Genomic DNA, 12,180 nt, shown 5'->3' with positions numbered 1-12,180 from the left:
GGCCTGGCCGGGGGCGCGGTCGTCGCGCTCTGCTCAGTCACGACGGACACACTAAGCGGTCCCACTGACAACGGACGAAGCGGCACAAGCGGGACACGCCACAGCTGCCCGCACCCGGCCGTGCACAGCCGCACGCGTCGCAGGTCCAGGTTACCGAAGCCCGTCGCGCGCGTGCGGCACGGGCCGGTGCCGCACGCGCGCGACACCGGCCGCGTAGCCCTCGGCGAGCTGGCGGCGGGAGTCCGCCAGATACGCGGCGAGGAGCCGCTCGGCGGCGGGCGCGTCGCCGGCGGCGAGGGTGTCCAGGATCCGCCGGTTGCGGCCGAGGTAGGGCTCGTGGAAGCGGCGCGGGTCGTCCATCACATGGAAGGCCAGGCGGAGTTCGGCCAGGATGCCGCGCATCAGCGCGTCGGTGCGGGGGCTGCACGCGAGCTCCACGATGCCCTGGTGGAAGCGGATGTTGGCGGTGCCGAGGTCGCGCCAGCGGGCCTCGGCCGCGGCCCGCGCTCCGGCGTCGACGGCCTGCCGCAGGGCGTCCAGCGGATACGGCGGCGCGCCCAGGGCGCGCAGCGCCGCGCACTCGATCAGGGAGCGGACGCGGTAGATGTCCTCCAGGTCCTCGACGGTCAGCACCCGCACGAAGACTCCCCGGTTCAGCCGGTGGACCACCAGCCGCTCATGGGTCAGCAGCCGGAAGGTCTCGCGCAGCGTGTTGCGCGAGATGCGCAGGGCGCCGCAGATCTCCTCCTCCGAGAGCCGGGCGCCCGGACCGAAGGCCCCCTCGGTGATCCGGGTGCGCAGGATGTCGGCGACCCGCTCGGCGGTGCTGGTGCGCCCCAGCAGCACGCGGTCGTCCGCCAGTCCCGCCAGCCCCGCCAGCGCGTTGTCGTTGGTGTCCACGGCGCCCGCTCTCCCTACTCCCCCTGTGAACTTGTCGCCGCCCGTCGGCCGGTGCTGGCTGAAGTGAACCGCACATCGAAGAATCCGACAACATGGGGATTGCAGGATTGTTCAACGATCCTCTACGTTGTGGAAAACCTCGGCGGCTTCCCAAGTCACCACCGCTGCCCGCGCGTTGGGCGCACCGCGCCCTCCCGCCCGTACCGCACCCGACGTCTGCGAGGTGCCATGAGTACGCCCCACACGCCCCGCCTCCCCGGCGGCGAGATCCAGGACCAGGACGGCGGAGCGCTCGCCTGGCTCCGCGCGCTCGGCCCCCGCGGACGGCGCGCCTTCGCCGGCGCGTTCGGCGGCTACGGCCTCGACTCGTACGACTTCTACGCGCTGCCGCTGGGCGCGACCGCCATCGCGGCGTACTTCAACCTCAGCAGCGGGCAGACCGGGATGCTGGCCACCGTCACGCTGGTCGTCTCCGCGGTCGGCGGCGCGGTCGCCGGGGTGCTCGCCGACCGGATCGGCCGGGTGCGCGCGCTGGTCGTCACCGTGGCCACCTACGCGCTGTTCACGGTGGCGTGCGGCTTCGCACCCGACTACGGGACGCTGCTGGTCTTCCGCGGCCTGCAGGGGCTCGGCTTCGGGGGCGAGTGGGCGGTCGGCGCGATCCTGGTCGCGGAGTACGCCTCGGCCCGGCACCGGGGCCGCACGCTCGCCGCCGTGCAGAGCGCGTGGGCGGTCGGCTGGGGACTGGCGGTGCTCGTCTACACGCTGGTCTTCGGACTGCTCGACGACGACCTGGCCTGGCGGGTGATGTTCTTCACCGGAGCCCTCCCCGCGCTGCTCGTGTTCTACGTCCGCAGGAGCGTCCAGGACGCGCCCGAGGCGGCCCGGCGCCGCGCGGAGGGCGCCGAGAAGACCGTCACCGGCTCGATCACGGCGATCTTCCGGCCCGCGCTGCTGCGGACGACGCTGTTCGCCTCGCTGCTGGCGACCGGCGTCCAGGGCGGCTACTACACACTGGCCACCTGGATCCCCAACTACCTGGAGGACGAGCGGGGCTACACGGTGGTGACCACGGGCGGCTTCCTGGCCACCCAGATCTCCGGCGCCTTCGCCGGCTACCTCACCGGCGGCCTGCTCACCGACCGGCTGGGCCGCAAGCGGACCATCGCGCTGTTCGCGGCGCTGTCCGCGGTCTGCGTCGTGGCCTACACCCGGGTCCCGTCCGGGGCCGACGGGCTGCTGCTCGCGCTGGGGTTCCCGCTCGGCTTCTGCATGTCCGCCATCTTCAGCGGCTTCGGCTCCTTCCTCGCCGAGCTGTATCCGACGGCGGTCCGCGGCGCCGGCCAGGGCTTCACCTACAACGTCGGGCGCGGCGTCGGCGCCTGCTTCCCGGCGCTGGTGGGCGTGCTCGCGGACAGCTGGGGCGTGGGCGGGGCGCTGGTGTTCGCCGCGCTCGCCTACGCCATCGCCGCCGCCGCGCTCACCGGGCTCCCGGAGACCCGCGGCACCGAACTCCCGTGAGGAGCCCGCGAACCGGACCGCCGTACCGACAGACCGCCGTACCCACAGACCGCCTTACCGACAGACCGCTGTACCGACAGACCGACAGACCGACAGACCATCGCACCAGGGGGTGCCCCCATGACCATCACCGCATCCGCGGCGGCCGACGGCGCGGCCGTGGCCCGTGCCCGGTTCCGCGCCGGGGAGTCGGAGACGACCGCCGGCCTGGCCCCGGGGCATGTGCAGGCGAACCTCATCGCCGTGCCGGCCGACTGGGCCCAGGACCTGTCGCTGTTCTGCGCGTACAACCGCCAGGCGTGCCCCGTACTCGACATCACCGAGGCGGGGAGCCCGGCGACGCGTCTGGCGGCCGGCGCCGACCTGCGCACCGACCTGCCCCGCTACCGGGTGTGGCGGGACGGCGGGCTCGTCGCCGAGCCCGCCGAGGTGACCGCCCACTGGCGGGACGATCTGGTGGCCTTCCTGCTCGGCTGCAGCTTCACCTTCGAGACGCGGCTGGCAGCGGCCGGGATCCCGCTGCGCCATGTCGAGCAGGGCCGCAATGTGCCGATGTACGTGACGAACCGGCCCTGCCGGCCCGCGGGGCGCCTCAGCGGGCCGCTCGTCGTCTCGATGCGGCCGGTGCCGCGGGACCTGGTGCCCGCGGCCCGCGCGGCGACCCGCGGGATGGCCACCGCGCACGGCTGCCCGCTGCACACGGGCGACCCCGCGGCGCTGGGGATCCGGGCGCTGTCCTGCCCGGACTTCGGCGACGCCGTCCGGCCGGCGCCGGGGGACGTGCCGGTCTTCTGGGCCTGCGGGGTCACCACGCAGACCGCGCTGATGGCCTCACGCCCCCCGTTCGCCGTCACCCACGCCCCCGGGCACATGCTGATCACCGATCTGCGGGACGGGACGCACCCGGGCCCCTGAGCCCTCTCACCCGTCCGCGCCGTCGGGCGGCGGGCCGTAACCACCGCCGCCCGGGGTGCGGACGACCAGGACGTCGTCCGTGCCGATGTCGGCCACGTCCCGGCCCGCGAGCTCCTCGGTGCCGCCGTCCGCGCGTTCGATCGCGTTCCCGCCGAGCGCCCCCGGCCGCCCGCCCGCCATGCCGTACGGGGCGATCCGCCGGTGCCCGGAGAGCAGCGCGACCGTCACCGGCTCCAGGAAGCGCAGGCGGCGCACCACGCCGTCGCCGCCCTTCCAGCGCCCCGCGCCGCCGCTGCCCCGGCGCACCCGGAAGTCCTCGACGCGCACCGGGTAGCGGAATTCGAGGACCTCGGGGTCGGTGAGGCGGGAGTTGGTCATATGGGTCTGCACGGCGTCGGCGCCGTCGAAGCCGTCCCCCGCGCCCGCGCCGCTGGCGACCGTCTCGTAGTACTGCACGCGGTCGTTGCCGAAGGTGACGTTGTTCATGGTGCCGGAGCCCTCGGCCTGGACGCCGAGCGCGGCGTAGAGGGCGCCGGTGACGGCCTGGGAGGTCTCCACATTGCCCGCGACGGTGGCGGCCGGGTAGGCGGGGGCCAGCATCGAGCCCTCGGGGATGCGCACGTCCAGCGGGGTCAGGCAGCCGCTGTTGAGCGGGATGTCGTCGGCCACCAGGGTGCGGAAGACGTACAGCACGGCGGCCATCACCACGGAGCTGGGCGCGTTGAGATTGTCGTCGCGCTGCGCCGAGGTGCCGGTGAAGTCGAGGACGGCCGTGCGGCGGGCGCGGTCGACGGTGACGGCGAGCCGGATGACGGCGCCGCTGTCGGTCTCGTACGCGTACGCGCCGTCGTCGAGGGTGGCGATGATGCGGCGCACGGACTCCTCGGCGTTGTCCTGCACATGGCGCATATAGGCCAGGACGACGTCCAGGCCGAACTCCTCGGTCATCCGGTGCAGCTCGGCGATGCCCTTCTCGTTGGCGGCGATCTGGGCGCGCAGATCGGCGAGGTTGGTGTCCGGGTCGCGGGAGGGGTAGCGCGCCGAGGTGAGCAGCTCCCGGGTCTCGGCCTCGCGCAGCACGCCGCCGCGGACCAGCAGCCAGTTGTCGAAGAGCACGCCCTCCTCCTCGACGGTCCGGCTGAACGCCGGCATGGAGCCGGGGGTCAGCCCGCCGATCTCGGCGTGGTGCCCCCGGGAGGCGACCAGGAAGCGCAGGCCCTCGCCGTCCCGGTCGAAGACCGGGGTGACGACGGTGACGTCCGGCAGGTGGGTGCCGCCGTGGTACGGGTCGTTGATCGCGTACACGTCACCGGGGCGCATGGTCCCCGCGTTGCGGCGCAGCACCTCCTTGATGGACTCGCCCATCGAGCCGAGGTGGACGGGGATGTGCGGGGCGTTGGCGATGAGGTTGCCGTCCGGGTCGAACAGGGCGCAGGAGAAGTCCAGCCGCTCCTTGATGTTGACGGAGTGCGCGGTGTTCTCCAGGCGCACGCCCATCTGTTCGGCGATGGCCATGAAGAGATTGTTGAACACCTCCAGCCGGACCGGGTCGACCTCGGTGCCGACCGCGCCGGCGGCGGCCCGGGGGCGCACCCGGGTGAGCATCAGATGGCCGCGCGGGTCGGCGGCCGCCTGCCAGCCGGGGTCGACGACGGTGGTGGCGTCCGCCTCGGCGACGATGGCCGGCCCCTGGACGGCGTGCCCCGGCGGCAGCGCCTCGCGCCGGTACAGCGGTGTGTCCGCCCAGCGCCCGCCGGTGAACATCCGCACCCGGTCGGCCGGTTCGGTGCCGACCGGCCCCGCGGGCCCGGCGTCCGCGGACACCGGCCCGGCCCGGCCGGTCGCCTCGGCCACGGCCGTGGCGACGACCAGGGGCTTGTCCATGACGAACCCGTACCGGGCGCGGTGCAGCTCCGCGAAGGCGGCGGCCATCGCGTCCGGGTCCGCCAGCGGGACGGTCAGCGTCGCGTCCGTCCCCGCGTACCGCAGCTGGAGGCGGGCCTCGGTGCGCACGGCGTCCTCCGGGATGCCGTCGGCGCGCAGCTCTTCGCGGGTCTGCCGCTCCAGCCGCCCGCACAGCTCGCGTACGCCGGGGAGCTCGGCCGCGGACAGCTCGCGCTCCACGGACTGCTCGCGCAGCGCGGTGGCGTCCGCGACGCCGATGCCGTACGCCGAGAGCACCCCGGCGAGCGGGGGCACGACGACGGTGCCGATACCGAGCGCGTCGGCGACCGCGCAGGCGTGCTGGCCGCCCGCACCGCCGAAGGTGGCCAGGGCGTACCGGGTGACGTCGTGGCCCCGCTGGACGGAGATCTTCTTGACGGCGTTCGCCATGTTGAGCACGGCGATCTCCAGGAACCCGGCGGCGACCTGCTCGGGGGCGCGCCCGTCGGCGGTACGCGCGGCGAGCCGCGCGAAGCCGTCCCGTACGGCCGCGGTATCGAGCGGCTGGTCGCCGCTGTCCCCGAAGACGGCGGGAAAGTGGGCGGGCTGGATCCGGCCCAGCATCACGTTGGCGTCGGTGACGGTCAGCGGGCCGCCGCGCCGGTAGCAGGCGGGGCCGGGGACGGCGCCCGCGGAGTCGGGGCCGGTGCGGTAGCGGGCGCCGTCGTAGCGCAGCACGGAACCGCCGCCCGCGGCGACGGTGTGGATGTCCATCATCGGGGCGCGCATCCGCACGCCCGCGACATGGGTGCCGAAGACCCGCTCCAGCGCGCCCGCGTAGTGCGAGACATCGGTGGAGGTGCCGCCCATGTCGAAGCCGATGACGCGCTCGTGGCCCACCTCGGCGCAGCTGCGGGCCATGCCCACGACGCCGCCCGCCGGACCGGAGAGCACCGCGTCCTTGCCGCGGAAGTGGCCCGCCTCCCGCAGCCCGCCGTTGGACTGCATGAACATCAGCCGCACTCCGCGCAGTTCCTTGGCGACCTGGTCGACATAGCGGCGCAGCACGGGCGACAGATACGCGTCCACGACGGTGGTGTCGCCGCGCGGCACGAGCTTGATGAGCGGGCTGACCTCGTGCGAGCAGCTCACCTGGGTGAACCCCGCCTCGCGCGCGAGGCGGGCGACGTCGCGCTCGTGCGCGGGGTGCCGGTAGGCGTGCAGCAGGACGACGGCCGCGCTGCGGAAGCCGTCCCGGTGCGCCGAGCGCAGCGCCTCGGCCGTCGCCTCCTCGTCGAGCGGCAGCACGGTCCCGCCGTCCACGCCGGTGCGCTCGGGCACCTCGATGACGCGGTCGTGGAGCACCTCGGGCAGCAGGATCCGGCGGTCGAAGATGCGGGGGCGGTTCTGGTAGGCGATGCGCAGGGCGTCCCGGAAGCCGCGGGTGGTGAGCAGTACCGTGGGCTCGCCCCGGCGCTCCAGCAGGGCGTTGGTGGCGACGGTGGTGCCCATCTTCACCGCGTCGATGCGGTCGGCGGGAACGGGCGCCTGCGGCGGGGTGCCCAGCAGGCGGCGGATACCGGTGACGGCGGCGTCCCGGCCGGGGTGTGCGGGGTCGTGGGAGAGGAGCTTGTCGGTGACGAGGGTGCCGTCGGGGCGTTTGCCGACGATATCGGTGAAGGTGCCGCCCCGGTCGATCCAGAATTCCCAGCGGTCGCTCATCCCCTCATGGTGACAGGGCGCCGGGGGCACGGGCCCCGCACGGCCGCGCGGGTCAGCGGCCGGGTCCGGGCCTGAGCCGGCCGCGCACGGCGCTTTGCACCCCGGCCTCCTCGGCGGGGTCGGCGGCGAGCCTGCGCAGCCGTTCGACCACGCGGTCGTCGCCCGTCGCAGCGTGCTGCGCCGCGACCTCGCGGGTGGACTCCTCGCAGTCCCACAGGCACTCGATGGCGAAGCCCGCGCCGAAGGACGGGTCGGTGGCGGCGAGGGCGCGTGCGGTCCGGCCGCGCAGCTGGGAGGAGGCGGTCTCGCGGTAGATGTGCCGCAGCACGGGCGCCGCGCAGACGATGCTGAGGCGTCCGGCCCCGTCGACGAGCGCCCACAGGCCGTCGGCGTCGGGGCCGTGCAGCCGGACGGTGCGGCGCAGCGCGGCCAGCACGGCGTCGGCGTCCTGCGGGCCGCCGTGGCAGGCGAGCATCTCGGCGGCGGTGGCGACGAGCCCCTCGGGCAGCGTGTCCCCGGGCCGTGCGGCCCACCGCCGGGCGCGCGCCAGCGCCACCGTGCCGCGCATCCGGGCGAGGGAGGAGAGCGCGGCGGAGGCCACGTCGGGGGACGGGTCGCCTGCGGCCTCCTCGATGAGGTCCAGCACACCGGGGTCCTCCCGGTCCGCCAGGTGCCGCAGGGCCGCGGCGCGGGCCGCCGTGCGCGGGCCGCGCGCGGCCTCAAGCAGCTCGGCGCGCTCCTCGACGCCGGCGACGGCGGACAGGCAGCGCGCCGCCGCGGACACGCGGTGCTGCGGCGGGTGCTGCTCGTACCCCTCCTGGGCCCAGTCGAGGACTTCGCGGACGCTCCAGCCGGGGCGCGGTCCGCTGCCGCGGAGCTGGCGCTGCCAGCGGTCGAAGGAGCGGTGCTCGCGCACTCTGCGCAGCCGTTCGGCCTGCTCCGGATGGGCCGGGTCCTCGGCCCACAGCCGCCACGGGCGGGGCTCGAACGCGTCGCGCGCGGCGGCGGCCAGCTCGGCCTCCCCCTCCGGGGTCCGCGGGAAGCGGGCGAGGACGGCGGGGCCGAGCGGGCGCAGTCCGGCGTCGTCGTCGCGCACGGCGAGCTCGTCCAGCGCCCACTGCCAGTTGGCGCCCGCGGTGGCGTACCGGCGCAGCAGACGGAGCGCGGGCTCACCGGCGGTGGCGCCGGAGGCGGTGCCGTAGGAGGCGAGGTGGCCGAGGACGGAGAGGGCCAGGCCGGTGCGGACCGCGGCCTCGTCGGGGGCGCACAGCAGGTCTTCCGGGGCGAAGAGATGGCGCTCGATGGCGTCGAGTCCGGCGTCCAGTTCGCGGTGGAGGCGTGCGTAGTACAGCGAGCGGTCCTCGATCTGCCAGTCGCGCCTGGGGTCGTGCAGCACGCAGTGCCACAACGCGCTGAGCGCCTCCGCGCGCGGTGCCGCGAGGGCGTGCAGCGTCCCGTCACCCCGGCCTCGCTGAAGGAGGCCGAGCAGGGTGCCGCTGGGCGCTATGCCTGAATCGACGAACATAAGTGTCAGCATCCGGTGCGGGGTGTTCGACTGGCAACGGGATTTCCGCTGCCAGCCATTCTTGCCGGTGACCGCGCGGTTCTCCTCCTGGGTTCTACCCCCGGAGCCAGGGGAGCGGTCAAGAGCTGGAGCCTACCCGGAGGAATCCGTTCCGCAGAGTCCGCAGGGGCGTGCCGTCTGATCCGCGCCGACTGCCCGTATTGCCCGGCCAAGAGGCCATCAGCATATGCCGGGCGCACCACCGGATCGTGTATGGCGAAATCCCTTACGCAGGGTCGCAGGCTGTGCGAAAGTCGTAACCGGCCCTCACCCGTATCGGAGACCTCCATGCCGTCTCACCTCCATGCGGACCGCTCCGCCGCGCCCCGCCCCGAGCACGGGGCGCTCGACGCCCTCATCAGCCAGGCCCGCAGACTGCGCGGCGGGGTCGACGCGGTGCGCCAGGGCACGGCGCACGAGACGGACGACGACGCCTTCGACCCCCAGCAGCGCTGGCAGCGCGCGCTGTGCGAGCTCGCCGTGCACCAGCTCGACGACCTCGGCGGCCACCTCGACCAGCTGCGCGAGGGCCGCCCCGCCGAAGGGCCGGGCGAGCGGGAGCGCTGTCCCGAGGGCGCCCCCGCCGCGGCGTACGGCACCGTGGCCGCGCCGTCCTCCCTGGTGGGCCGCGTGGGCAGCGCCGACTGGAACCTGCTCACCGACGAGGTCTCGTGGTCCGCCGAGCTGTACGGCATCTTCGGCAGGACCGACGCCGACGGGCCGCTGTCGCTGGACGAGCTGCCCTCCTGGGTGGTCGCCGAGGACCAGCCGCTGCTGGCCTCCGCCGTCACCGACTGCCTGGTGGACGGCCGGCCGATCGACCAGGAGTTCCGCATCCTCCGCCCGGACGGCGGCGTGCGGACCCTGCACATGGTGGGCGAGCCCGTGCTCGACGACCAGGGCGGGACCGCCTCCATGTGGGCCGTGCTCCGGGACGTGAGCGAGCTGCGCCGCAGCGAACGCGCCCTCAGCGAGACCCGTGACTCGCTGGAGCGCGAGCGGCATCTCGCGCAGACCGAGCGCAGGCTCGCGGTCGAGCTGCAGGAAACCGTGCTCCCCCCGTGGCGCGGCTCCCTGCGGTTCCCGCACGGCGACACCTCCGCCACGGGGGCGCTGGATCTGGCCGCGCGCTATCTGCCCTCGGCCACCAGCGCCCTGATCGGCGGGGACTGGTACGACGCGCTGGAGCTACCCGACGGCGCCACCCTGCTGACGGCGGGCGACCTCACCGGCCACGGCGTGGCGGCCACCTCGGGGATGGCGATGCTGCTCGGCGCGGTGCGCGGCATGGCCGTCGCGGGGGTGGCGCCGGGGGCGCTGATGGGCCACCTCAACCAGCTGCTGGACTCGGCGGCGCAGCCGGCGCTGGGCAGCGCCGTCTGCTGCCGCTACGCCCCCCGTGAGCGGACCCTCACCTGGTCCCAGGCCGGGCATCCGGCGCCGCTGCTCTTCCGCGGCGGCACCGGGCACGTGCTGGAGCGGCCCGAGGGGGTGCTGCTCGGCGTGACCACCGGCGCGGCGTACGGGCAGCGCACCGAGCGCCTGGAGCCCGGCGACCTGCTGGTGCTGCACACCGACGGGCTCGCGCCGCGCAGCGCCCAGCTGGGCGCACGGGCGCAGGGAAGCGAGCCCCCCTCCGGCACGGAGCGCCTGCTGGGCCTCGCCCCCCGGTTCGCGGACGCGCGGACGGCACAGGAGTGCGTGCGCGCCGTCGCCGAGGAGTTCGGCGGCCGGGACCGCGAGGACGACGCATGTGTGCTCATCGTCCGCGTCACCCCGTGAGCCCGCGTCACCCCATGAGCCCGCGTCACACCAAGGGCCGGTGACGGCGGCCGGATGCCGGTCGTCAGATCGACCTGATGCCCTTCACATCCCTCGCCCGTGCCGGTTTCGGTGCTCTGGGCAGGGCCTCCTGGATCTCCGCACGCAGGTCCTTGATCTTGGGGAAGCCCGCGTAGTGCCCGGTGAGCCGGTACATCTCACGGAGCCGGTCCCAGGTGCGGTGGGAGGAGTTCTCGTTGATGGTGAGCAGGGCCAGCCGCGCGTACCGGTCCGCCTGCTCGGGATCGTCGCCGATGAAGCACGCGGAGGCCATGGAGATGTAGTCGAAGATCTGCGAGCGCTGATGGCCCCCGCCGCGCAGCGCGAGGGCCCGCCTGGCGTGCTTCTCGGCCGTCTTGGCCGCGGCGGGCTCGTGCTCCGCGAGGGTGCGGAAGGCGAGCGCCTGCATCCCGTGCAGATCCGCCTCGTCGAACATCTGCATCCAGGTGGGCGGGTCCTCGCCCCGGTCCCCGGCGAACAGCTCCTCGGCCTGGCCGAGCGTACGGCGCATGGCCTGGCCGCGGCCCATGGACGCCTGGGCCCACGCCTCGATGGTGTGCAGCATGGCGCGGGTGCGCGGCAGGGCCTGCTCGCCGGCGCCCGACCGGGCGAGTTTCATCAGATCGAGTGCTTCGTCCGGCCGCCCCAGGTGCACCATCTGGCGCGCCGCGCGGGAGAGCGCCTCGCCGGCGCGCGGCCGGTCGCCGCCCTCGCGGGCGGCGTGCGCCGCGATCACGAAGTACTTCTGCGCTGTGGGCTCCATGCCCACGTCGTGGGACATCCACCCGGCGAGCACGGAGAGGTTCGCCGCGACGCCCCACAGCCGCTTCTGGAGCACCTCGGGGTGGCGGTAGGCGAGCATGCCGCCCACCTCGTTGAGCTGGCCCACAACCGCCTTGCGCTGGAGACCGCCGCCGCGCGCCGCGTCCCAGGCGCGGAACACCTCGACGGAGCGCTCCAGCGCGTCGATCTCCTCGGCGCCCACGGGCGCCGCTTCATAGCGGTCGAAGGCAGCCTGGTCCAGGTGGGGGAGGCCGGCCGCCGAGGCGGAGCCGCCGGAGCCGGCAGCCGGGCCGGCCTCCGTACGGAGCCAGTCGTGCATGGCACTGCTGAGTGCCGATCCTGCGGCGAGCGCGGCGCCCGCGCCCACCAAGCCGCGTCGGTTGAGCATGAGGTCCATTCCCGTGAATTCGGTGAGGACCGCGGCGACCTGGCCGGGCGGCAGCGGCAGTCCTTCGGCGGACTGCCTCGTCCCCGCCTGCCCTGGCCCGCTGAACCCGAGGTCCTCGATGGTCACGACACGGCCGAGTCGCTCGGTGAACAGGGCTGCCAGCACCTTCGGTACCGGGTCACGCGGGGTCTCCCCCGTGTCGATCCAACGCCGGACACGCGAGGTGTCCGTCGCCAGTTGCGGGTGCCCCATGGCCGCCGCCTGCCGGTTCACAAGCCGGGCGAGTTCGCCCTTGGACCAGCCGGCGAGGCCGAAGAGGTCCGCGAGACGTGCGTTGGGTCCCTTGGTCACGTCAAGCCCCCAGGTTCTCGGCTGAGTTGACAGTAACTTCCCCACAACGGCGCGGCGAGCATTCGCCAGGGTTCGCCAGGGTTCGCCAGATGGTGTGCCACCCGCGCGCGGGTGTCCTGTAGGAACGCGCCACCCCGGCCCGGCCGGGCCCGAGCGGTATCAGGGAACATTCTCGCCGACCAGCATTCCCCAGGGTGCACAGGTCGGCGGTCCGGGCCGGGGGCGCTGTCAACCGTCGGCGCACGAAGGGATCCTGCTCGCCCATGTACCCAGCAACGGCCCCCGTGTCCGCGCCACCCCGGCCGCGCGCCCCCCAGCCGTACAGCAGGGC

Annotated in this window: 7 protein-coding genes; 3 read left to right on the top strand and 4 right to left on the bottom strand. The window is 74.5% G+C overall.

From position 1 onward, the window contains the following. Positions 1-150 precede the first annotated feature (150 nt). A complete protein-coding gene (locus tag G5C65_RS19520) occupies positions 151-900 on the bottom strand; it encodes an FCD domain-containing protein (protein ID WP_165300166.1) in 750 nt (249 codons plus the stop codon). 228 nt (positions 901-1,128) lie between these two features. Here G5C65_RS19520 and G5C65_RS19515 point away from each other — a divergent pair, with 228 nt between their 5' ends. Beyond that, complete coding sequence (locus G5C65_RS19515) at positions 1,129-2,421, top strand: MFS transporter (RefSeq protein WP_165300165.1); 1,293 nt, start codon at positions 1,129-1,131, stop codon at positions 2,419-2,421. 120 nt (positions 2,422-2,541) lie between these two features. Then, positions 2,542-3,336 carry a putative hydro-lyase gene (locus tag G5C65_RS19510; RefSeq protein ID WP_165300164.1) on the top strand — a complete coding sequence of 265 codons (795 nt, stop codon included), beginning with the start codon at positions 2,542-2,544 and terminating at the stop codon, positions 3,334-3,336. 6 nt (positions 3,337-3,342) lie between these two features. Here G5C65_RS19510 and G5C65_RS19505 read toward each other — a convergent pair whose 3' ends face one another. Both G5C65_RS19505 and G5C65_RS19500 read right to left on the bottom strand, forming a co-directional pair. Then, positions 3,343-6,942, bottom strand: coding sequence for a hydantoinase B/oxoprolinase family protein (locus tag G5C65_RS19505; protein WP_165300163.1), 3,600 nt, complete (start codon positions 6,940-6,942; stop codon positions 3,343-3,345). A 52-nt stretch (positions 6,943-6,994) separates the two neighbouring features. Next, entirely contained in the window at positions 6,995-8,467 is a 1,473-nt protein-coding gene (locus G5C65_RS19500) for a HEAT repeat domain-containing protein (RefSeq protein WP_165300162.1), read from the bottom strand. 327 nt (positions 8,468-8,794) lie between these two features. Here G5C65_RS19500 and G5C65_RS19495 point away from each other — a divergent pair, with 327 nt between their 5' ends. Then, positions 8,795-10,288: a PP2C family protein-serine/threonine phosphatase gene (locus G5C65_RS19495; protein WP_165300161.1), complete on the top strand. Its 1,494-nt coding sequence runs from the start codon at positions 8,795-8,797 to the stop codon at positions 10,286-10,288. Positions 10,289-10,352: 64 nt separating this feature from the next. Here G5C65_RS19495 and G5C65_RS19490 read toward each other — a convergent pair whose 3' ends face one another. After that, a complete protein-coding gene (locus G5C65_RS19490; RefSeq protein ID WP_165300160.1) occupies positions 10,353-11,849 on the bottom strand; it encodes a DNA-binding protein NsdB in 1,497 nt (498 codons plus the stop codon). Positions 11,850-12,180: the final 331 nt, after the last annotated feature.

The organism is Streptomyces boncukensis, from assembly GCF_011045075.1.
In the GTDB taxonomy this organism is placed as follows: domain Bacteria; phylum Actinomycetota; class Actinomycetes; order Streptomycetales; family Streptomycetaceae; genus Streptomyces; species Streptomyces boncukensis.
The sequence above is the reverse complement of the archived record's forward strand: the minus strand, read 5'-3'. Positions and strand labels throughout refer to the sequence as shown.

Bases quoted from the DNA above. Each gene is read 5' to 3' on its own strand.
- G5C65_RS19515 (WP_165300165.1), top strand. From the start codon at position 1,129: ATGAGTACGCCCCACACGCCCCGCCTCCCCGGCGGCGAGATCCAGGAC.
- G5C65_RS19510 (WP_165300164.1), top strand. From the start codon at position 2,542: ATGACCATCACCGCATCCGCGGCGGCCGACGGCGCGGCCGTGGCCCGT.
- G5C65_RS19505 (WP_165300163.1), bottom strand. From the start codon at position 6,942: ATGAGCGACCGCTGGGAATTCTGGATCGACCGGGGCGGCACCTTCACC.
- G5C65_RS19500 (WP_165300162.1), bottom strand. From the start codon at position 8,467: ATGTTCGTCGATTCAGGCATAGCGCCCAGCGGCACCCTGCTCGGCCTC.
- G5C65_RS19495 (WP_165300161.1), top strand. From the start codon at position 8,795: ATGCCGTCTCACCTCCATGCGGACCGCTCCGCCGCGCCCCGCCCCGAG.